The organism is Mesotoga sp. UBA5557 (genome assembly GCF_002425715.1).
In the GTDB taxonomy this organism is placed as follows: Bacteria; Thermotogota; Thermotogae; order Petrotogales; family Kosmotogaceae; genus Mesotoga.
Map to the genome: position 1 here is coordinate 66296 of NZ_DIMV01000042.1, position 21586 is coordinate 87881.

Annotated in this window: 22 protein-coding genes and 1 pseudogene; 17 read left to right on the forward strand and 6 right to left on the reverse strand. The window is 46.7% G+C overall.

The genetic code is table 11. The features are described 5' to 3' along the window. Nucleotides 1–149: 149 nt before the first annotated feature. Nucleotides 150–698 carry a 3'-5' exonuclease gene (locus tag B3157_RS04995; RefSeq protein ID WP_214078179.1) on the reverse strand — a complete coding sequence of 183 codons (549 nt, stop codon included), beginning with the start codon at nt 696–698 and terminating at the stop codon, nt 150–152. A gap of 149 nt (nt 699–847) precedes the next feature. Here B3157_RS04995 and B3157_RS05000 point away from each other — a divergent pair, with 149 nt between their 5' ends. The 6 genes and pseudogenes from B3157_RS05000 (at nt 848) to yihA (ending at nt 7110) form a co-directional block, all read left to right on the forward strand. Continuing rightward, entirely contained in the window at nt 848–1165 is a 318-nt protein-coding gene (locus B3157_RS05000; protein WP_214061420.1) for a hypothetical protein, read from the forward strand. Continuing rightward, the gene (locus B3157_RS05005) at nt 1089–2162 is read left to right on the forward strand and encodes a DUF362 domain-containing protein (protein WP_214061419.1); all 1074 of its coding nucleotides are present in this window, start codon (nt 1089–1091) and stop codon (nt 2160–2162) included. The genes B3157_RS05000 and B3157_RS05005 overlap by 77 nt, the downstream gene beginning before the upstream one ends. Nucleotides 2163–2172: 10 nt before the next feature. Next, nucleotides 2173–3633, forward strand: a complete 1461-nt coding sequence (gene glpK / locus B3157_RS05010) for a glycerol kinase GlpK (RefSeq protein ID WP_292589297.1) — start codon at nt 2173–2175, stop codon at nt 3631–3633. Then, complete coding sequence (gene tsaE / locus B3157_RS05015) at nt 3591–4145, forward strand: tRNA (adenosine(37)-N6)-threonylcarbamoyltransferase complex ATPase subunit type 1 TsaE (protein ID WP_292589299.1); 555 nt, start codon at nt 3591–3593, stop codon at nt 4143–4145. The genes glpK and tsaE overlap by 43 nt, the downstream gene beginning before the upstream one ends. A gap of 4 nt (nt 4146–4149) precedes the next feature. After that, nucleotides 4150–6557, forward strand: a pseudogene (gene lon / locus B3157_RS05020) (endopeptidase La). Then, complete coding sequence (yihA, locus tag B3157_RS05030) at nt 6538–7110, forward strand: ribosome biogenesis GTP-binding protein YihA/YsxC (RefSeq protein ID WP_349680364.1); 573 nt, start codon at nt 6538–6540, stop codon at nt 7108–7110. Before lon ends, yihA begins: the two are co-directional and overlap by 20 nt. 24 nt (nt 7111–7134) lie before the next feature. On the opposite strand, the gene B3157_RS12860 is transcribed toward yihA, so the two are convergent. Both B3157_RS12860 and B3157_RS05035 read right to left on the reverse strand, forming a co-directional pair. Continuing rightward, on the reverse strand, nt 7135–7542 hold the full coding sequence (locus B3157_RS12860) for a DUF3795 domain-containing protein (RefSeq protein WP_414674284.1): 408 nt from the start codon (nt 7540–7542) through the stop codon (nt 7135–7137). After that, on the reverse strand, nt 7509–8750 hold the full coding sequence (locus B3157_RS05035; RefSeq protein WP_292589301.1) for a glycoside hydrolase family 1 protein: 1242 nt from the start codon (nt 8748–8750) through the stop codon (nt 7509–7511). Before B3157_RS05035 ends, B3157_RS12860 begins: the two co-directional genes overlap by 34 nt. 99 nt (nt 8751–8849) lie before the next feature. On the opposite strand from B3157_RS05035, the gene B3157_RS05040 reads away from it, so the two are divergent. From B3157_RS05040 to B3157_RS05060, 5 genes are all read left to right on the forward strand, one after another. Then, nucleotides 8850–9707, forward strand: a complete 858-nt coding sequence (locus B3157_RS05040; RefSeq protein WP_214078185.1) for a carbohydrate kinase family protein — start codon at nt 8850–8852, stop codon at nt 9705–9707. A gap of 173 nt (nt 9708–9880) precedes the next feature. After that, the gene (locus tag B3157_RS05045; protein WP_214078186.1) at nt 9881–10822 is read left to right on the forward strand and encodes a hypothetical protein; all 942 of its coding nucleotides are present in this window, start codon (nt 9881–9883) and stop codon (nt 10820–10822) included. A gap of 213 nt (nt 10823–11035) precedes the next feature. Next, nucleotides 11036–11935 (forward strand): tyrosine-type recombinase/integrase, encoded by a 900-nt coding sequence (locus B3157_RS05050; RefSeq protein WP_292589305.1) that lies wholly within the window; start codon nt 11036–11038, stop codon nt 11933–11935. A gap of 29 nt (nt 11936–11964) precedes the next feature. Then, the gene (locus B3157_RS05055) at nt 11965–12717 is read left to right on the forward strand and encodes a PHP domain-containing protein (RefSeq protein ID WP_214060731.1); all 753 of its coding nucleotides are present in this window, start codon (nt 11965–11967) and stop codon (nt 12715–12717) included. Beyond that, on the forward strand, nt 12714–13412 hold the full coding sequence (locus tag B3157_RS05060; protein WP_292589307.1) for a DUF2461 domain-containing protein: 699 nt from the start codon (nt 12714–12716) through the stop codon (nt 13410–13412). The genes B3157_RS05055 and B3157_RS05060 overlap by 4 nt, the downstream gene beginning before the upstream one ends. 16 nt (nt 13413–13428) lie before the next feature. Here B3157_RS05060 and wecB read toward each other — a convergent pair whose 3' ends face one another. Further along, on the reverse strand, nt 13429–14535 hold the full coding sequence (gene wecB, locus B3157_RS05065; protein WP_292589309.1) for a non-hydrolyzing UDP-N-acetylglucosamine 2-epimerase: 1107 nt from the start codon (nt 14533–14535) through the stop codon (nt 13429–13431). 154 nt (nt 14536–14689) lie between these two features. Between wecB and murJ the strand changes: the two genes are divergently transcribed. Continuing rightward, nucleotides 14690–16198 (forward strand): murein biosynthesis integral membrane protein MurJ, encoded by a 1509-nt coding sequence (murJ, locus tag B3157_RS05070; RefSeq protein WP_292589311.1) that lies wholly within the window; start codon nt 14690–14692, stop codon nt 16196–16198. A gap of 3 nt (nt 16199–16201) precedes the next feature. On the opposite strand, the gene B3157_RS05075 is transcribed toward murJ, so the two are convergent. Next, the gene (locus tag B3157_RS05075; protein WP_292589313.1) at nt 16202–16954 is read right to left on the reverse strand and encodes a histidinol-phosphatase HisJ family protein; all 753 of its coding nucleotides are present in this window, start codon (nt 16952–16954) and stop codon (nt 16202–16204) included. Nucleotides 16955–16957: 3 nt separating this feature from the next. Next, complete coding sequence (locus B3157_RS05080) at nt 16958–17266, reverse strand: polyhydroxyalkanoic acid system family protein (RefSeq protein WP_292589315.1); 309 nt, start codon at nt 17264–17266, stop codon at nt 16958–16960. Between the two features lie 86 nt (nt 17267–17352). Between B3157_RS05080 and B3157_RS05085 the strand changes: the two genes are divergently transcribed. From B3157_RS05085 to B3157_RS05105, 5 genes are read left to right on the forward strand one after another with little or no spacing between them, the layout of a single operon-like run. Further along, on the forward strand, nt 17353–17910 hold the full coding sequence (locus B3157_RS05085; protein WP_099828999.1) for a 3'-5' exonuclease: 558 nt from the start codon (nt 17353–17355) through the stop codon (nt 17908–17910). 2 nt (nt 17911–17912) lie between these two features. Beyond that, nucleotides 17913–19199 carry a PhoH family protein gene (locus B3157_RS05090; protein ID WP_292589318.1) on the forward strand — a complete coding sequence of 429 codons (1287 nt, stop codon included), beginning with the start codon at nt 17913–17915 and terminating at the stop codon, nt 19197–19199. 9 nt (nt 19200–19208) lie between these two features. After that, nucleotides 19209–19451, forward strand: coding sequence for a DUF4911 domain-containing protein (locus B3157_RS05095; RefSeq protein WP_103134002.1), 243 nt, complete (start codon nt 19209–19211; stop codon nt 19449–19451). Then, on the forward strand, nt 19429–20481 hold the full coding sequence (locus B3157_RS05100; RefSeq protein WP_292589321.1) for a YqeG family HAD IIIA-type phosphatase: 1053 nt from the start codon (nt 19429–19431) through the stop codon (nt 20479–20481). The genes B3157_RS05095 and B3157_RS05100 overlap by 23 nt, the downstream gene beginning before the upstream one ends. Next, nucleotides 20478–21584 carry a GTPase gene (locus tag B3157_RS05105; RefSeq protein ID WP_292589323.1) on the forward strand — a complete coding sequence of 369 codons (1107 nt, stop codon included), beginning with the start codon at nt 20478–20480 and terminating at the stop codon, nt 21582–21584. The genes B3157_RS05100 and B3157_RS05105 overlap by 4 nt, the downstream gene beginning before the upstream one ends. Nucleotides 21585–21586 lie beyond the last annotated feature (2 nt).

Consider the following 21586-nt stretch of genomic DNA (forward strand, 5'->3'; position numbering starts at 1 on the left):
GATAATTCAAAAAAAGAAAAGAGCATCATTTGGACTAAGAAACCGGTTTTTCCAGTGAGAAAAATCTGCGATTTGTCGTGAAAGACTTTCCAGCAGTGGTCCACAGAATTACCGGAAAAAGGCGATCGCATATTCAAAGATTGCAATCGTTACTTGTGAGCGTTCCGTATGAAACGAGTTACGTTGTTTTTACCAATTCTAGTTAACATCGCGATAAAAGCGTCTGCTGTCGCGAGAGCATCTCCAAGCGCCCTGTGCCGCGATTCGGGAATTATGCCCAGTCTGGCAAGCAAAATGTCCAGATTGTTTCTGCCATATCTGAAAACGGTCTTGGACATTTCTACCGTGTCGATATACGGATTGTCCAGTTTGCCAAGCCCGGATTTAATGCCGAAGTGATTTATAAACGAGAGATCAAAGAGAGCGTTATGGATAACAAGGGTCGAATCGCCCACGAAGGAATAGAAATCCTTTAATACGTCTGCCACCGAAGGTTTCCCTTTAACTGTGAGATTGCTGATTCCCGTCAGGGCAGTTATTGTAATCGGGATTATGCACCCGGGGTCTATTAGTGATTCGAAAGTGTCGTTTCTGTAGACCTTCCAGTCTCTCACTCGCACCCCAGCCACTTCTATGAGCCTTGCACCCCGCTCTACGCTTAGCCCGGTAGTTTCAGTATCAAGGACAACAAACTCCAATAGACTTCCCTCCCCTTAGATTTTATAATGAAGTGAGTGTTTTCAGAATGAGGTCAAAAAGAAACTTGTGAAGAATTATACAGATCATGGGAGCTGTTTTCCAAACCAAGGGCAACGTATAGAGTATAATTTTCATGAGGTGATCCACGATGGATGACAAGGTAAATCATTCCGAAGAGGAAATCAGGGAACGGTATAGAAAGGCTCTTGAATCAGCAGTTCAAAAAGCTCCGATAAGATCTGGAGAGAGACTTTATCTCACAGATCTCTGGGCCATCACCTCAATTCCTGAAGAGGTCATTGTGGAGACTCTTGCTTCTTCCGAGCTGAAGCTGCCCGAAGGGGTGTCCAGCATAGTCGATGATAGAAGGAAAAGGAAGAGGATCATTTATGGAAAACGAGAATCTAACGAAAAGGGTGGCGGTCCTAAGCAGCCCAGAATACGCAAGGTGCAGGAAGAAGATTAGCGAAGGGCTGGACCTGATCGAGTTCAACGAAACTCTGCAGGGAAAGAAAGTTCTTCTGAAAGTGAATCTTCTATCGGCAAGATCTCCGGAAAACTGTGTAACCACGAATCCTGCTTTTGTGCGCGCGGTTGCAGAGATCTTCCTGGAGAGGGGAGCCAAGGTGAGCATCGGGGATTCTCCGGCAAGCGTGAGCACTGCAGTCGCTGCCCACGCATCCGGGATCGCCTCTGTCTGCGAAGACCTGGGCGTTCCACTTGTCGATTTCGATGATCCCGTTCCTGTAGTCCTGGAGCATGGTACGTACAGAAGCTTCGAGATTGCCAGGCCGGTTCTTGAAACCGATCTTCTGGTGAATCTTCCGAAGCTCAAGACACATTCACTCACTCAGGTCACATTCGGGGTCAAGAATCTTTTTGGCTGTGTTCCGGGTGTTAAGAAGCAGGGTTGGCATTTCAGAGTAAGAAACATGAAGGAGTTCTCGGTTATGCTTCTTGATCTGGCCGGCTATTTGAAGCCGTCCCTGACAATAATCGACGGCGTAGAAGGCATGGATGGCAACGGTCCGTCGAACGGGAGGATTATAAGGCCAGGAATAATTGGTATTTCAGAAGATGTTTTCGCACTAGATGATGCCATCGCAGAACTCTTTGGAGTGATAAATTCAAAGGTCCCAATTCTCCGTTTGGCAAGGGAGAAAGGGTTAGTAGGAAATTACAAAGTTGTCGGAGATGAAGTCGAGCCGAAAAAACTCTCTCTCCCCGAGACAAATTTAATCGGTGTTTACGGTGCATCCCTATTGAGGAGATTAGTAACAAAGTTTCCGAAAATAGATAGGAAGAAGTGTGTGAGCTGTCGTGTTTGCGAGAGGGCCTGCCCGGCTGGAGCAATCGACGTAAGCAGGTTCAATATCGATTATGGTAAGTGCATAGCTTGTTACGTTTGCCATGAACTTTGCCCTGAAGATGCTATCGTCTTCAGAAGACGTATTCATAGATAGGAGGGGTTAGATGAAGTATATTCTTGCTATCGATCAGGGAACGAGCAGCAGCAAAGCCGTTCTTTTTGATGAAGAACTGTATCAAGTTGCCGTTGCTCAGGAGGAGTTTGCGCAGATCTATCCCAAACCCGGGTGGGTTGAGCACGATCCTAGAGACATCATCTTAAGCACAATGGGTGCAATTGAGAAAGTAGTCTCGGATGCCAGGATCTCATACAGGGAAATTGCGGCAATCGGCATCACAAATCAAAGAGAAACGGTCGTTGCCTGGGATTCGGTGACTGATCAGCCGCTCTACAACGCAATAGTGTGGCAGGATAGAAGAACTGCCGACAGATGCAGAGAGATCGAAGAGTCTCATGGAGAATTGATAAGACGAAAGACCGGCCTCAAGCCGGATCCCTATTTCTCCGCGACGAAGATGGAATGGCTGCTGGAGAATGTACCGGTAGTTCGAGAGGCGGCAAGAAAAGGGCGATTGAGATTTGGTACGATTGACTCCTGGTTAATCTGGAATCTGACTAGAGAGAATCTCCATGTTTGTGATTTCTCGAACGCGTCGAGAACGATGTTGTTCAACATCGAGAAGCTTGAATGGGATCGCGACCTACTCAATCTCTTTGGAGTGGAGAAAGAGTTTCTGCCCGAAGTGGTGGAATCGAGTAAGCTTCTCGGTCCTTCGATCTACGGCCCAAATATCGGGGGAATAGCTGGAGATCAACAGGCATCGCTGTTCGGTCAGACGGCCTTTCAGACCGGTGACGCGAAATGTACTTATGGGACTGGTTCATTTATATTGATGAACATTGGAAACAAACCGAAGATTTCCGATCATGGCTTGCTTACGACAATAGGCTGGAAGTCAACGGAAGAGACAGTCTACGCTGTGGAAGGTTCGATATTTGCCACCGGAGCCCTTATAAGCTGGTTGAAAGATGGACTGGGGATTATTGAAAGCCCTTCAGATACGGAGCCTCTTGCCAGAGAAGTCAATGACAATGGAGGAGTCTTTTTCTCCGGTGCCTTGACAGGGCTGGGAGCTCCTTACTGGAACTCCTCAGCGAGAGGCATGATGATCGGTCTAACAAGGGGAACGAGGAAGGCACATATAGTAAGAGCCGTTCTCGAATACATCGCTTTCAGGACAAGAGAAATTCTTGAGCTGATGGAAAAAGAAACGGGAATCACGCTCAACAAGCTTCTCGTTGACGGCGGTGTTACCCGAAACAACTTCCTAATGGAGATGCAGGCAAATGTACTGAATATTCCCGTTGATAGATCCTTGATAAAAGAGACCACTGCACTCGGAGCTGCGATGCTTGCAGGAATATGCACAGATCTCTGGGATCGGGAGAGCTTGAAGAACAAGAGAATCAGCGAGGTTGTCTTCGAACCTTCGGGCGATACAATGGAGGCAGAGTACAAAAGGTGGAAAGAGGCGTTGAAGAGATCTATGAACTGGGCGAACTAGAGCTGAAAAATCTCGAGACTTTTGCACAAGAACTTGGAGAGGCGCTTGAAGGAGGAGAGACGGTCCTTCTATTCGGTGATCTGGGCAGTGGAAAAACGACGTTTGTAAAGGCGCTGGCCAGCGGGTTGGGAATCGATAAGGATAGCGTGAGAAGTCCGACTTTCAACATTGTCAACTTCTATCCCGGCCGATCCTCGACTGGCGGAAGCGACGATGTCGAAAAGGCAAGAGTGCATCCCGCTCTCATTCACGTTGATCTGTACAGGATTACCGGCGAAGAAGAGGTTCTGGATCTAGCTCTCTACGATCTAATGAATTGCAATACGGTTCTAGCGGTAGAATGGCCTAAACTTTACTTTAATTATGTCTGCGAGCCTTATCTCATAGTTGAACTGGAGCATTTCGACGAGATCAAACGAACCGTGAAATTGAAGCCATTTGGCCGCAGAATGAAGAGCATTTTGGATCGTTTGGTTAAGAGAATAGATCAAGATAAGAATGAAGGAAGGTGAATAGATGGCTCAGAAGTTTGAGTTGCTTGAAAAGGCTGCTGTAGGAAGCGAGCGAAAGATTGAGATACCCGACAAACTGCCGGTTATACCGACGAGAACAAACATGTTGGTATATCCTTCTTCAGTTATGCCGTTGTATGTTGGACGCGAGAAGTCCCTGGCGGCGCTGGAGGAGTCAATTGGCAAATTCAATCAGATAGTATTTCTCGTTTCTCAGAGGGACATTACTAAAGAAGAACCCGAGATCGAGGATCTATTCGAGATTGGAACGATAGCGAGAATAGTACAGCTGATGAAGATGCCCGATGGGAACTACAAGATTCTTGTTGAAGGTTTGACAAGAGCCAGGCTCTCTTCAGTGGAGGAAGGAGAGAGCACGTTTATCGTCGTTGCAGAGAAGCTGAAGTCCAAGGGTAGAAAAAGTAAGATGCTTCAGGCGCTGGTTCGAAGGGTGAAGGAACTTGCGCTGAGATATGTATCGATGAGCAGACGTTTCCCCGACGAAGCGATAATGGCGCTGGAAGATACTTCCGATGCAGACAAGTTCGCAGATTTTGTTTCCTCAATGGTGCCCTTTTCTTTGGAAGAGAAACAACGTCTTCTCGAGGAAATTGAAGCGAAGGATCGTCTCAATACGCTAATGGAGTTACTTACAAGAGAGATAGAGATTCTCTCTCTAGAGGAAGAACTAGACAAAAGGGTTAAGGAGAAGATTGAGCAGGGGCAGAAGGAGTACTACCTGAGAGAGAAGATGAGAGCGATCCAGGAGGAGCTCGAGGGCGAAGAAGACGAGGAAATCAAAGAGCTTAAAGAGATGGCCGAGTCCGGCGAGCTTCCTCAGGAGGTAAAGGAAAAGGCAGAGCAAGAGATCTCGAGACTGGAAAAGATGTCCCCATATTCTCCGGAAGCGACGGTTGTGAGAACCTATCTCGATTGGTTGTTGAACCTCCCTTGGCAGGAAGAGACAGATGATGAGATAGTGATCAAGGACGTCAGAAAGACTCTTGATAACAATCATTATGGACTGGACGATGTGAAGGAAAGGATCCTTGAATTCCTGGCGGCCAGGAGGTTTTCGAAGAACCTACGCGCTCCGATTCTTTGCCTCGTTGGGCCTCCGGGTGTTGGGAAGACTTCACTTGGTCGGTCTGTTTCCGAGGCTATGGGAAGGAAGTTCGGTAGAATCTCGTTGGGAGGCATGAGAGACGAGGCAGAAATAAGGGGCCACAGACGTACTTATGTAGGAGCGCTTCCCGGCAGAATTATGCAGATGATCAGAAAGCTGAAGACCAGAAATCCGGTAATCGTGCTGGATGAAGTCGACAAGATGGGAATCAGTTTTCAAGGAGACCCCGCTTCTGCTCTTCTCGAGGTCCTTGATCCCGAGCAGAACAACAGTTTTACCGATCATTTTCTGGAAGTGCCTTTTGACCTTTCCAGAGTCCTGTTCATTACCACGGCAAACGTTCTCTATTCGATCCCTGCCGCTCTGAAAGACAGGATGGAGATTATCGAGATTCCAGGCTATACGGAGTCTGAGAAGTATCACATAGCCAGGGAGCATATATTGCCGAAGCTTCTCGATGAATACAACATGAAGGCCGGTAGACTCAAAATAACACCGGCCGCAACAAGAGACGTAATTAGAGATTACACACGAGAAGCCGGAGTTAGGGAACTCGATAGAAATCTGGCGAAAATCATCAGAAAGGCCACTCTGAAAATAGCTGAGGGCGCTGATTCAATCTCGGTCGGTGTCAATGAACTGGGAGAGTATCTTGGAGCACCGCTATTCAAAGAGAGTGATTTCAGGAAGCATCCAGAGGTCGGAGTGGCGACTGGACTGGCCTGGACATCGGTTGGGGGAGAAATCATGTACATCGAAGTCCTGCTCGTTTCCGGGAAAGGAAAGACTATCATAACAGGTCAGCTGGGAGATGTTATGAAGGAATCGGCTACAATAGCATATCAGTATCTCAAGGCAAATCCTCAGTATATGGGTCTAAACAGCAAAGANNTTGTGGAGATGAGAAGTTCAACGAGATCTTCGAGAAGAAGGACTTCCATATCCACGTTCCCGAAGGGGCCGTTCCCAAGGATGGACCCAGTGCCGGGATTACTCTCACGACGGCGATTGTCTCGGCCGTCACCGGAAGAAAAGTGAGAAACGACATTGCAATGACTGGGGAGATAACTCTTAGAGGGAAGGTACTGCCCATTGGTGGTTTGAAAGAAAAGCTGATGGCAGCTTACCGTGCCAGAATGAAGAAGGTTCTGATTCCTCTTGCAAACAAGAGAGATCTCGATAAAGTCCCCGAAGAAATAAAGTCGAAACTGGAATTCGTCTTTGTTGAGAATATAAGCGAAGTACTAGAGGAGGCTTTGATTCAAGGTGATGGTGAAGAGTGCTGAACTTGTCCGAACCGTATACACGAAAGGCGAATATCCCCCTCCATTAAGGAGGGAGATAGCCTTCGCAGGAAGGTCAAATGTCGGCAAGTCTTCTTTGCTGAACGCTTTGTTTGGAAGGAAACTTGCAAAGACAAGTTCGACTCCTGGAAAGACAAGATCGATAAATTTCTATGAAGTAAACGGAGAGATCTATTTCGTTGATCTCCCCGGTTATGGATATGCAAAGGCCTCTATGTCGGAAAGAGAGAAGTGGCAGAAGCTGATTACCGACTATTTTGAATCGAGAGAAGACCTCTCTCTCGTTGTTATGCTCGTTGACATAAGGCACCCGTTGCAGCCGGCAGACGAGCAGATGCTTGAGTGGCTTACGCACTATTCCATCCCTTTTGTCTTGGTTCTGACAAAGGCCGACAAACTATCGAAGAGTCGCCAGCTCCAGATGAAAAGATCGATAACCGGGGAAGTTGCCTTTTGGGGAAAACCTCCGGTATTCTCAGTTTCTTCAGAGAAACGGCAGGGAATCGAAGAGCTTCTAGGAGTTCTGATTCAGTAGTAGCGCATGAGCTATTATCGAAAATCAGATGTGTCTTCTTGATAGATTCTCTTTCATCGACCTGAGTCTGCCGAGTGCCGATCTGTGGTGTGGATAGGCTGATGCTCGTTCTTTAAGGGCATCGTAAGGGAACTCTGCACATTCATAACAGTGACTCAGGTTTCTTTTTGCTACACAACAATCGAAAATGTTGCAGCTTTCTGTCAAGCGGTAAGGTCCTTCACCCGCTTGGCAGCCGCTGCATCTAACTAGTGCCGAATCTACATTTCTGCTTCTCCAATAGCTCAGCTTTTCTTCGGTCCTCAAGAAGATAGCGTATCTAGAGCATTCGATACCACATGGAGCAATTATCGGCGATTTCGCCTCGGCAACACCCCTTTTAGCTTTCTGCGTCGGTACTATTTCAGACTGTCCCTGATGAAATCTCTGAATTTTGCAACGCTCTCTCTAGGCCTCAATTCGAGACTCTCCTGAACCGTCTCGTAGAGTCCGAACTTCATTGAGTAGCCTTCTTTCCATTCGAAATTGTCCATAAGTGACCAGTACAGATAACCGAATACACGGGCTCCCTTATCCATAGCGTTTCTTAGTCCTGACAAAGCTTTCTCGATATACTCCCATCGTCGTGCGTCCGATTTGTCGGCAATTCCATTCTCAGTGATCATTATCGGCAGTCGATACCTCTTATATGCCTTCAGAACAACCTCTTCAATCCCCTGCGGGAAGAACTCATATCCCATTTCCGTTTTCTCAAATTCATTACCCGCTGCGATTTCAGGGAGGGGCTTCGAGTACTTGGCGAAGATTCGCGTGTAGTAATTGATGCCCAGGAAATCGAGCTTTGATTCTATCTCAGGCACCGCTTCTCCTTCGCCGAGCGGCTTAACTATACTGCCCTTCATCAGACTATCAAGATAACTGTAGTTGTAGACTCTGTCCAGATAATTTGCCACCAGCCTGTCTCCTGGATGGAACTTTCTGAGAGGGAAGAAAGGCATCATATTAACAGCTACCCCTATCATCGCCGTTGGATTCGACTCCTTTATTTCGTCATATGCCTCGCTGTGGACAAAGAGAAGATTAGCGAGGACTTTCATAGCCCTTCCCATGTCCTTGACTTCCGGCGGCCATTCTCCCGTCAAATAGCCCATGACTGCGTAGACGTTCGGTTCGTTCACAGTGACCCAGTAGTGAATGAACTCGCCCATAGACTCGACGATTCTCGAGACGAAACGACGAAAGTAACGCAGGTTCTCCTTATTCTCCCAGCCTCCCATCTCCGAGAACCATTGAGGAAGAACGAAATGGTTGAGAGTAAGAATGGGCTGGATTCCGTTCTCAGTAAGCGCCTTGGAGAAATCTCTGTATCTTTCAAGTACACTGTCATCAAATCTGTTGATTTTCGGTTCAATTCTCGCCCACTCAACCGAGAATCTGTAGGCCTTTACACCCAAAGCCTTAACAGCCTCCAGATCCCTGTCGAGATTCTCCCAGCTACCACAAGCTATGTCGGAAGTGTCGCCATTCTTGACCTTTCCCTGATGTTCCCATGTGTACCAATCAGAAAAGACATTGCTTCCTTCTATTTGATGACCGGCCGTTGCGACACCCCATATGAACCCGTCTGGAAATGAAAGCATAGACGAACCCTCCCACGTCATTTTTTTGTACGCTCATAAACAATTATAATCGTGAAAGGAAGCAAAAGCCAAAATTACCTAAAGAGTTGAGGTTAGAATATGAGATTATCTGTGGTTGGCAACGTGAATATAGATCTCAGCGCCTTCATCAACGAAAGTAAAAATGTTGAAGAGAACAGGATTAAGGAAATGATGTTCACTATCGGAGGAAGTGCGGCAAACACGGCAATCATGTTGAGTAGGTTGAGAAAGAACGTGTTTTTGCAGGGTGCAGTGGGGACTGATCGGTTCGGCGACATGGCAATAGAGGCCTTGACAAGAGAAGGGGTGGATATTCGGTATCTGGCTCGAATAGAAGGAAAGACGGGATTCTGTTTCTCCGCAGTTTCTACAGACGGCCAAAGACACCTGTTCACATACAGGGGTGTTAATGAAGTCGATTATCCTGTTGATGTATCCTCTGACTTCTACCATTTTGGGGGGATAGCCCCCGATCAAGTAATCAATCTCTTGAAGGAGATCCGTAAGCCGAGGTTTTCTTATAACCCGGGAGGGATAGTGACCTTTGAAAGAGGTGCAGAAGTTGCCGATCTTGCTGCGCAATGCGAAGTGCTTCTTGTTAACAAGAGCGAATGGCTACATCTTGGAGGCTTTTTGAAGACTGAGCCAAAAGTTGTTGTGGTTACTCTTGGAGCGGAGGGAGCAAAGATCAGTGACGGGAAACGCGTAGACGCCTTTCCCACAGAGGTAGTAGATACAACGGGAGCAGGAGATTCCTTCAACGCAGGATTCTTGCATGCATATCTTGCCGGCAGGACAGAAACAGAATGCTTGAAGACAGGAAATTTGCTTGCATCTATGGTTGTTGCGAGACCTGGAGCAAGTCCATTCTTTTCGTATTCGGATATACAACGACTAGCTAGTAAATATAACATTATACTAGATATACCAGTATAATACCGTATACGTGTTGCTAATAGTGCCGTGCAACGTTTGATGTATATAATAAAGCATAGCAATATACGATTCTATATAAGTAGTATATATCCGCATACAAACTTAGAACATGTATATATAAACAATGTCACTCGTGATTCTTTTTGTGTTAGTATAATGTAAGAGGTGATACTATGCCAGCACAGATTGCATCTGTCGATGTTGTGAGGATACTTGGCAAGCTCAGTGATGAAGGTGGTGAGCATTCAAGTAGGAGCAGGTTCATTAGAGAGTTCCTTTCGAAATACAAGACACCGGAGACGGTAATTAGTGATATTGACGGGTTGCTGGAAGCCTACCCAACATTCAAAGGCGATTCTGAGAGTCTTGGGAGAGCCTTCGCAGATCTGGTCAACAGACTGGCCGAGATCTCCGGCTTTTCTGTGGATTACGTCAAATACTCAGGCAGAGAGAAGATCACGGGTATCTGGAAGGTCGGGGAGGATATACAGATAAGAGTAGCAGCCATCATCTGCGCCAGCTTCGAAGAAGCGAAGGGTGTAGCCAGAAATGCGCTGCTCATACTGCCTGAGGCTATCGACCTGGGTAGGCCCTTCGTGACTGTGGGACGCCTGGGAATGTTGTTCGCGATGATAGAGCAGATTGAGCTTCCTGTAAGTTCGGTAGCCTCGATTCTTGTAACTGACGATGACTACGACAAAAGGATATCTTCGTTTATGGAGCTGATGCTTCTTGCCTTCAAAAAGGAACTCGCTCGAAAGCCTCAAGTCTCTCTTCAGAAGGAGTGGACAAAAGAGGAACTGGAAGACTTCATAATGAACAGATTGAAACTTCCTACAGTTGGCATGTTGTTCTCCTTGCTCGATTCTCCGATGGTCGGAGACGATCTGGTGGGGAAAATAAACCAGTTCCTGGAGATGAACGAGAGCGAACTGGTCAAAGGACCAATGGCGTTGGGCGCTATAATGGGAGCTCTTTCAAAACACTACTCGGGAATCAAGGAAGAGCTTGTGCTGCGAGAGGGAAAGAGGTATAGACTTGCAGATAAATACAGAGCTATGATATCGGAAATCAGAGCGGGCTTTGAGAGAGCATTACAGACAAATACTCGTTAAACGGCTCTTAGCGCTCGTTTCTTGCTGTTTGGATAGTACAAGATGCATCCTGTCAAAAAAATGCGTTACAGGGCAATATACGAGATGTAATTCTATAATGCGCCTCTAATAAGACTTACAGAACACCGTATAGAGAATGAGCTGTGTTATAATACAATATATGAGTCATAATGACTATTATGGCTCATAATGTATGACAATTTGGGGGTATGTATGGAGTTTGTCGAAGCCGTCGAGAGATTCAAGGACAATATGGAATATGTTAGGAATATGTCATTCAATACTATCGCAGCATATCTTTCGGATCTTCACCACTTTCAGTTGTTTCTAGAGAGTCATAATACCGATTTTAAAGTGGTGAAGAGAAGAGACATCGAACTTTTCGTGAAGGAGTATTCTCAGGGGAAGTACTCCAGGAAGAGGCCCTCTGCAACTACCGTCTCGAGGAATCTCTCAACTATTAGGTCATTCTATACATTTCTTTATATAAGCGGTACGGTAGGCAAGGTCCCTACGGAGCTCATAAAGAACCCTAAGACGAGACGCAGAATTCCCGACTACATAAGTCATGATGAGGTAATGAAGATCATATCGTCTTTCAAGGAAACCAATCTTGGCAAGAGAAACAAGGCTATTGTGGCGGTGATGTACTTCTGTGGACTGAGAGTCAGCGAAGTATGCAAACTAAGACTCGGTGATCTTAGAATGGGCAATTCGCCAGCTGTAAGAATACTGAGCGGAAAGGGAAATAGAGACAGGGAGGTTCCTCTGAACGATCAGGTCCTTGCCATAATTGAGGATTACCTCCAGATAAGGAAGGATTTCCCGCTCAGCGAGTATGAGGATCATGTCTTTATCGGGACCCGGGGGGAGCCGATGGCGAGGAACGTTATTCCAAAAGTGCTGAATACACAAGTGAAACTTGTATATCCAGAGAAGCGAGTGACTCCGCATATATTCAGACATAGTTTTGCTACACAACTGCTACAAAAAGGAGCAAGTATAAAGACAGTGCAGGAATTACTTGGCCATGCTAATCTTTCTACAACTAGTATATATTTGCATATAACCGATAGAGAAAAGAGAGCGGCTGTACAATTGCTTTCTGACTAATATGCTAGTATAGATTGCGGAGCCTTATGATGATAGATATTCACAATCATACAATTTTTTCAGACGGAAGGAATACGGTCGAGGAAGTCATTCAGTCGGCTTCACTCAAAGGGCTTCATGTCGTCGGCATATCAGATCACTTCGACCCTTACGTCTCTCAGGAAGTCTGCTTGCAGCCCGAAGAAACGGGGGGCTATCTCAAGGAGATCAAGAGCTTTGAGGGAAAGTTTCCCATCAAGATACTTGCCGGGCTTGAACTGGGTCTTCAGTCCCAGGGTATTCTCTTGCCTTTTGAGGAGATGGATTTCTTCATCTACTCAGTCCACACGGTTCCGGGAAGGCCAGATCTGAAGACTCTTGAGGACCCTTGGGATATCTACCTTCGCGAGGCGACTCTAGCAGTTGATTTGATCGAGAAACCGGGTTTTCTTGGCCATCTCGATTTCCTCAGAAGGCATATTCCTTACGCAAAGCCACCTAGATCCGGACCGCAGATGGATCAGCTGCTTATGAAGCTGGTATCCTGTCATGTGGGGCTTGAAGTCAATACTTCGGGCTGGATGTACGGAATCGGAGACCCTACCCCTCAATCATGGGTGGTAGAGAGATACCTCGAACTCGGAGGACGTCTACTGACTATAGGCTCTGACTCTCATAGAGCATATCAGGTGGGGAGCTACAATTCACAGGCCGTTTCTCTTCTATGTAAGCTTGGAGTTAAAGAGGTATTCTACTGTGAGAAAGGTAGTTACGTTTCCCACTCGATTGCGGAGGCGAGATGAGCGAAAGACAGTTCACGGGATTTTCAGGTGAGACTATTTCATTTCTCATGGATCTCGGGATGAACAACAACCGTTCCTGGATGGATAAAAACCGTGATCGGTATCGCGTGTGCTTGCTTGAACCCTTCAAGGCACTTGTAAGTGAACTTGCGCCCTTCATGGAAAGGCTTGATCCCTTTATGGAAGTGAGACCTCAGGTTGGAAAGACCATAAGCAGGATAAGTCGGGATGCAAGGCGCAACAAGGGAAAGCCTCCCTACAGAACCAATATGTGGTTCACTTTCAGGGTGCCAGGGCCCGACTGGAAGGACTCTCCCGGATACTTTTTTGAGCTCTTTCCCGACAGATACCGGTACGGTATGGGATTCTACTTCCCATCTCGAGAGACTATGAGTAAGATCCATGAAGAAATAGCGAAGAATCCATCGAGGTTTACAGAAAAGACTCGTATTCTGAGAGAGAGCGATTTCTCGGTTTTCGGAGAGAAGTACAAGAGAAGACGGAAGAGAGAAGGAGTCTCCGAAGAGCTGCTCGAATGGTTTCAATATAGAGACTTCTACATCGCTGCCAATCGGGAGATAGACGACATTCTAATGACTTCAGCGTTAGTTGATCATCTGAAGATAAAATTCTCTTCACTTTCAGAGCTGTACGAATACTTCTGGGAGCTTAAAATGAAAGCAAGCGAGGATTAGCAGTCGGTAAATGGATCTACAGGTTTTTACAGAGGTGATCAGAGATCCTTTTTGACGCAGTACCATCTCCGAACGGATTTCTAGCCTTCGCCATACGCTCATATTCCCGTGAATCGCTGAGAAGTCTCATTGTCTCCATGAAGACGGCTTCTCTACTTGTTCCTACAAGCTTGGCAGTACCTGCTTCGATCGCTTCTGGTCTCTCCGTTGTGCGCCTCAGTACCAATGTCGGCTTTCCAAGAGCAGGGGCCTCTTCCTGGATTCCGCCAGAGTCCGTCAGTATGAGCTTTGATTTCTCCATCAAAGAAACGAAGGGAAGGTAATCTAGCGGATCAGTCAAGACTACCCTGTCGTGTTCTTCAAGCTCCGGATAGACAACTTCTCTGACGGCAGGATTGAGATGAACCGGAAAGACAACTTTCATCCGGGGGAACTCGTTGAGGACGTCCTTTATTGCTTTCATAACTTCCTGCATCGGTCTTCCCCAGTTTTCCCTTCTGTGCATGGTTACTAGAATGTAGTCATCACCCTCCACACCAAGCGCTTCTCTGAAGCTCGAAGTAAGCCTGGACTTGTTGCCTGTTACCCACAGCAGGGCATCGATGACAGTATTGCCTGTAACAAGCATGTTTTCTTCAGGCACTCCTTCTTTAAGCAGGTTCAGCTTTGATTTCTCAGTTGGAGGATAGTGGTACGTTGAAATGACTCCGTTGAGCCTTCTGTTGACTTCTTCAGGAAAGGGATCGTAAACGTTGGCGGTCCTCAGCCCCGCTTCAACATGACCAACTGGGATCTTATGATAGAAAGATACCAGAGCGCCCGCGAAAGTAGATGTGGTATCACCCTGAACGAGCGTTGCATCAAACTTGTTCTGCGAATATATCTCGTCGAGTTTTTCGATCAGTCTGGAAGTAAGGCCCGAAAGAGACTGCCTTTGTTGCATGATATTCAGATCAAAGTCGGGTTTTATGCCGAAGAGTGAGAGAACCTGATCGAGCATCTCTCTGTGCTGGGCCGTAGCAATTACAACAGGCCTAAGAGAGGAATTCTTCAGCGCCAGATAGACAGGAGCCATCTTCACTGCCTCCGGTCTGGTTCCGAATATCAGAGCTACCTTTTTCATACTCAGCAGCCTTGGGGCTTTCCCTCCTTAGGATCATTCGTAATAGCCATGCTCAGTATATCATAGTTATCAACTTCGCTCGTGACTGGACATCTGAGACTTCTCTCCTATCCAATCCTTCGACCATGTATTATAATCTTCTCTGGAGGTTTCTATGACGGCTAGCACGGTCAGAAGCACGGCTCTTTTTGCAATAGCAACGTTGTTATCAAGAATTACGGGTCTCGTCAGAGACTCCCTTTTTGCCAGCTATTTCGGCACGTCGGCTCAGTACGACGCATATTTAGTTGCGATCATGATTCCCTTCTTTCTCAGAAAGATCTTTGCAGATGGAGCGATGACGATGGCTTTCGTTCCAGTATTCAACGAGAAGCTGAAGAGCTCGAGAGAGAGAGCTTTTATGTTCGCTTCTACCGTTCTCATATTCGTAGTTATTGTCTCGGGCGCGATTTCAGCAGCGGGAAGCTTATTCTCTGACGGGGTTGCCTCAGCCTTTGCCGGAGGCTTCGATCAATCAGCTCTTGAACTGACCTCTCAACTTATAAGGATTTCCTTTCCGTTTATTGTACTAGTATCTCTTTGGGCAGTCTACTGCGGTGTTCTCAACAGTCTCGATGCCTTTTTCATTGCGGCAGTCTCACCAATGTTCATAAATCTCTCGACGATCGCTGGAATTTTGCTTTCAGGAAGGTTCTCAACTCCAATTGTCGGTCCTACGATCGGATTTCTTGTCGGAGGAGTCATCCAGCTCGGCGTGGTCGCTCTCTCCGCAAGATCAAAGGGTTTTGTCTTCAAGCCAGGCTACAACAAAAGCGATGTCAGGGATTTCTTGCTCCTGTTCCTTTTTTCTGCGATTTCCCCGGCGATCAACGAAATCAACTCCTTTGTCGATATTAGAGTGTCAACTGAGCTTGGGAGGGGAGCCGTATCGAGTCTTGGATACGCCCAGCGGCTCTATCAGCTTCCTCTCGGCGTCTTCGCAATCGCGGTGGCCACGGTAGCGCTTCCGAAACTTTCAAAACTTACCGGAGAAGGTTCTAAGGAGAAATTCAGGAGTTCTCTATGGGACGCGTTAACCGTTCTCGCCTTTTTGATTATCCCCTCAACGCTGGGACTTCTTGTTCTCGGCGAAGGGATTGTCCGCATTCTGTTTGAGAGAGGTTCATTCACTCCTGCAGATACGGCCTTAACCACAACCCTCCTTTACGGGTACACTCTGGGACTTCCTTTCTATGGATCTTACGGTGTTCTATCAAGGGCATATTATGCAAGGAAGAGCCCCAGGACGCCCACAATAATCTCTGCGATCATGGTTGGTGTGAATGTGGTTCTCGATATATTGCTCGGCTTTACAATAGGACCTTTGGGTGTGGCACTAGCGACAAGTATTGCGGGAATTGTCGGTACAGTCATCGTATCGGCAGCACTCCTCAGATGGACCGGATATGAAAAGGCGAAGGTAACGGCCATGCTGAAAATCATCGTTGCTTCTCTTGTCATGTCCGGACTAATGCTTTTTGGGAAGGCAGTCTTTGGAACGGGATCTATTTCAACGTTGATAACTCTGACTGCAGGGACCGCAGTGTACTTTCTATTTATAAGAATTCTCGGGCTTGGTAACTTAATGAAATTCAAGAATCTGCTGAGAGGAAGAGAAAGTTAGTCTCTAGATCTCCTGGAGCTGGATGGGAACATACTCCATCCTTTCACAGTAGAAGATCTCTTTCACGCCAATCTCCTTTAGCAAAGAGACGGCGTCGTGTATGTAGCTGCCAACGTCCTCCTTGCGGTGAGAATCCGACCCGGCAGTTATGACCCTTCCCCCAAGAGAAACATACCTCTCCACGATCCAGCGCTGCGGACTCGGTTCTTTGTACGGGTACCGCCAGCCGGATGTGTTAATCTCTATTCCGATTCCAACTCGAATAAGCCTTTTCAGTAATTCGTCCAGAAGAATTCGATTATCAAGAGGTCTATGACCTGGAATATACCTTCTCAGAAAATCTATGTGACCGAAGAAGCCTGGCCTCTCTATTTCCGAAATCGCCTCGATAGCCTCTTCCAGGTAGAGCGTCCAAAGGTTCTCTACCGAAAGATCAGTTACTCCCGGTACTCCATGTACCGAATAGATGAAGTAATCGAAGTCTCCATCAGGCGGTATCTTAGCGCATGACTGGAGACCCACTTCAAGTCCGGATAGAACCTTTATGTTCGATTTCTCTTTTAGGGTGGAGAGACTCTCCAGATAGCTCTCCGGATCCTTGAGCCTGTAGCTGAGTGGGAAAGAAGTGTCGAGATCGTCATGATCGGAGATGCCTATCACTTTCAAGCCCTTTCCAGTGGCTTCTTTCACTATCTCTTCTATAGGCGTGTCGCTGTCTGGAGAAAACAAGCTATGATTGTGAAGATCTATCGGCAATTCTCAGTCACCGTCACTTAGAAGCTTCTCAAGTTCTGCCTTCAATGTCTTTTCGATCTTCCCTCTGAATACGGCTAGAGAAATGGGAAGAGTTCCACTAACAGATACTTCGCTTTCAGTGACATTCAAATAGCCATCGGTCTTAATCCCTGCCGCTTTCAGATGAAACTCGAGAAAATCATCTTTCCAGGACGAGTCCAGAGTGAACTTCCCTTCATAATCACTCTTAAGCTCTTCGATTCTTCTCATTAACTTCTTCTTGGCGTTCTCACTGCCCAGATCATGATTTACAGTTACTGATAGCTCTTTCAATTGGATCACCTCACTCAATTGTATAGTAAACAAGTGGTCAGGAGTGTAAGCAGTTCTCATGGTAGAATTTTCACGGAGGGTTTGAAATGAAGAAGATCTACTTAGTCATTGACACGGAGACCACCGGGTCCAGTCCGCTCTCTGGTGATAGAATTCTCGAAATAGCGGCAATCCCGGTGTATGGGAACAAAATCCTGCACAATCTCTCATTCCAGTCTCTTGTGAATCCACTTGTTAAGATACCGGCGCAAATAACTGGGATTCATGGACTGAAGAACGAAGATGTGTCGGAAGAGCCCACTATGGCAGAGGTCTTTCCAAGATTTCGCGACTATGTTGGTGGGGCGACACTCGTTGGGCACAACATCGTGAACGATATGACTTTCTTCGATATCGCATCGAAGGAAACGGGAGTGCTGCCACTCGTAAACAACTATATAGACACGATTGACATCGCTCATGAGGTTTTTTTCGAAGGTCCATACAGCCTCACCAATATTGCCAAGAGATTGAAGATAAGAGATGTTCCTACTCACAGAGCTATGGACGATGCGAGGGTAACGGCGAAGGTCTTCCTTGCCTTGGCTAGGAGACTGGGCGGAGTATTCGAAATGATCAAATATGAAAAGAAGTGGAGGGGTTAGGTTTGATTAAGGATTTCATTCTCGACACCAACGTTCTGGTTCACGATCCGTATTGCTTTGTTAATTTCGAGGACAATAACATTATTATTCCCTTTCCCGTTCTGGAAGAGATAGATAAATTGAAGAAGAACTCAGGTTCTGTCGGTCAGAATGCAAGGAAGGTTAACAGGTTTCTCGATTCCTTGAGATCGAAAGGGAGACTCACAGAGGGGATAAGGCTTGAATCAGGAGGTACACTGCGTATTGCAGTGTTCAACGAATTCAAGAGCAAGCTGCCGCCTTTTGCTGCAAACGACTACAAAGACAACGCCATTCTGCTTTACATGATGGAGCTTAATCTCGTAGAGAAACTACCTGTCATTTTAGTCAGCAAAGACATAAACATGCGAGTAAAGGCAGATATTATGGGACTTAAAGCAGAAGACTATTTGCATGACAAGGTAGAGATCGACGACAAGCTTTCAGGCATAACGACAGTAGATGATGCTTCTCTCAGGGATGAATTCATAAATAAGGACGAGCTCTCAACTGGAAGACTGCCAGAACCTGTCGGGGCGAATGAGTTTGTTGATTTCGGACGAGAGATTTTCGGAAGAGTTGTACCGGACGGGAAGAAGATAGTTCCTCTTGAAGTATCGATGGAGTCTGGCAGTTGGGGTATAAAACCGAGAAACCGCGAGCAGATGATGGCAATGGAGCTTCTATTGGACGATAGCATAAGGGTCGTGTTCATACCTGGAATGGCCGGCACCGGAAAGACACTAATCTCTCTTGCCTGCGGGTTGAGAAAAGTAGTGGATGAGAAGAAGTACGAGAGGCTCCTGGTGGCAAGGCCGATCATTCCAATGGGCCAGGACATCGGCTATCTTCCCGGTTCGATGGAAGAGAAGATCAACCCGTGGATGACTCCCATATACGACAATCTCTATATGTTGTTCAACAACCGCCACATGGACCTGAATGCCTTCATGAAGAAGGGAGAGCAACTTCAGGTAGAGGTTTTAAGTTACATTAGGGGGAGGTCCATTCCCAATCAATACTTCATCATCGATGAGGCCCAGAATCTTTCGCCTCACGAAGTCAAGACGATTATTACGAGGGTGGGCGAAAACACGAAGATAGTCGTGATCGGCGACCCCTATCAGATTGATAATTCATACCTTGATGCATACAGTAATGGGTTGACCTACTCCGCTTCAAGGCTGACAAACAAATCGCTTGCGGGCCACGTGACCCTTACAAAGGGTGAGCGCTCTGAACTGGCGAGTCTGGCTGTCGAGCTGCTGTGAGGTTGTCGGATGAATGAAGCACTGGAGTATGATCTCTTTATTAGGATCAGGCCGGAAGACATCCACGTATTGTGTTATATCGCGGAAGCAGAAGACAATCTGATGAATATAAGGCATGTTACAGATGAAGGTCTACTCAAAATCATCGTTCCTGCTGATCTGCTGGAGGAACTTAAGAGTTTCCTTCAGAGTATCAAGAAGCGGATAGATTTGGAAGTGGTGGAGATTCGTGCGAATCCTGGACATACTTGATAGTGCCGTACCAAACGACAAAGCCGAGAATGTGAGGAAGATAGACTACGACAAGCTCCGGAGGCTAGGTTACAACACCATTCTCTTTGACTACGACAACACGATAGCAGTCTGGAGAGAGCCGTTCGATATGAGGAATAAGTCGGTAATCGACGATCTCATAGCTGCCGGGATGAAGGTCGCTGTTGTCACAAACGGTCCGCAATCCAGAGTGAGGAACCTAAGAGACCTCTTTGGGGAAAAACTCAGGATTTATCACTCGATGAGGAAGCCCGGTACCAAGGAACTCCGGAAGGTTCTGAGCGATATGAAGTCGCGGCCTGAGAAGACAGTAATAATAGGAGACCTTTTCTTCACAGATATTATTGCGGGGAACAGAATGGGGATGTATTCAATCTTGGTGGCACCACTGGTCGATATTAGCCAGAAGTGGTATAAGAGGCTTCTGGGGAAGATGACGATTGCAGCTTATTTTGTCTTCTTCTTCAGTATTGGCTGGATCTTCAGAACGGGAAGGCTGGCCACGCCTCATTTGTTTGCCGAAGGCGTTATGGACATTGATTTTGATGCGTTGAAGGAGTCCGGTTATAAACTTGTGATCTTCGATTTCGACAATACACTTGAGCCCTGGGGAGCAAGCTCGGTCTCGAAGGAGAAACGGTTGCTTCTCAGCAGAGTGGAAAGACTGGGTATGGAGGTCGTTCTAATTTCGAATGGCAAGCCGGGCAGGCTCGGCAGAATCGATGATGAGCTGGATTCGATAAGGGTAATCAGCCGAGCTAGAAAGCCTCTGACATTCAAAGCCAAACGAGTGCTTAAGGACTTTGATATTCCATCATACAAGACAGTGGTAGTGGGAGACCAGCTCTTCACAGATATGATTATGGGTAATCTTCTAGGGGCGTACACAATAAAGGTCGAACCTATTTCGGAGAGAGAATTCTTCTGGACGAAGCTTGTAAGAATGGCTGAAGGTCTTCTTCTAAGCAAAATGAAAAAGCATCCGGAGGTGGAGGTGCTTGATAGATGAGATGTAGCGGATGTGGTGTGGAACTGCAGCATGAAGACCCGGAAGAACTGGGATACCTACCTGAATTGGTTTTGGAATCGAGGCTCCAGGCTGGCAAGGAGATAATGTGCCGAAGGTGTTTCTTGATAAAGCACTATAGTTCTTTGCCTGAGAATGATTCCGTGTCACATACACTCGATAACCTTAACGAGTACCTGAAGCTTGCGCGAGAAGTGATTTACGTAATCGATATCTCCGATTTTGACGGCACCTACAGGAAGGATATTTCTCAACTACTCAAGAACCATTCCGTTCACTATGTTTTAAACAAGATAGATCTCCTTCCCAAAGAGGTGAAGGTTGAAGAGATAAGGGAGTGGGCGTCGGACATTATCAAAGAGCCTGTGAGCAGAGTGAGACCCGTCTCTGTACTGGGCAAGTACGGACTGAATTCGCTTTACGCCTATCTGAAGTCCGCAGCGGAGGAGTTTGTCTCGATAGGAGTGACTAATGTTGGAAAGTCCTCTCTTCTGAATGGGCTCATGCGTTCAGAAGAGATAATAGTGAGCCGTTTCCCCGGAACAACTGTAGAGGTAGCTTCGAAGACTCTGAAAAACTCAGCTGTGACCGTTTACGATACTCCGGGGATTTTCACGAACGACAGGTTGACGGATTTGATGAGTACCGAGGATCAGAGCAGGCTTCTTGCCAGAAAAAGACTCAAAAAATCTACTTTTCAATTTCATGATGTTCGAACGGTTTTCCTTGGCGGATTCGTGAAGATAGACGCGAAGAATCAGAGCGATCCAGTCGGGATATTTCATACTTTTGTCCCGGAGAGCGTCTCGGTGCATGAAACTAACCCGAACACCGCTGCCAAAGAATGGGATAGTTGGTTCGGCGATATACTGAGACCTCCCTTTGATAGATCGAAAAGAGGTAAGTATAGATGGGAGGCTAAGGAATTCAGGCTTCGTACTGGTCAGGAGCTTCACATATGCGGCCTGGGGTGGATAAACGTAGCTAAAGGTCCACTTACAATAGGTCTAACCAGGCCTAAGAACGTAGCTTTGAAAGTGAGAAAAGGGCTCGTGGGTTCTAAGAAGTTCAAGAAGAATAGATAACT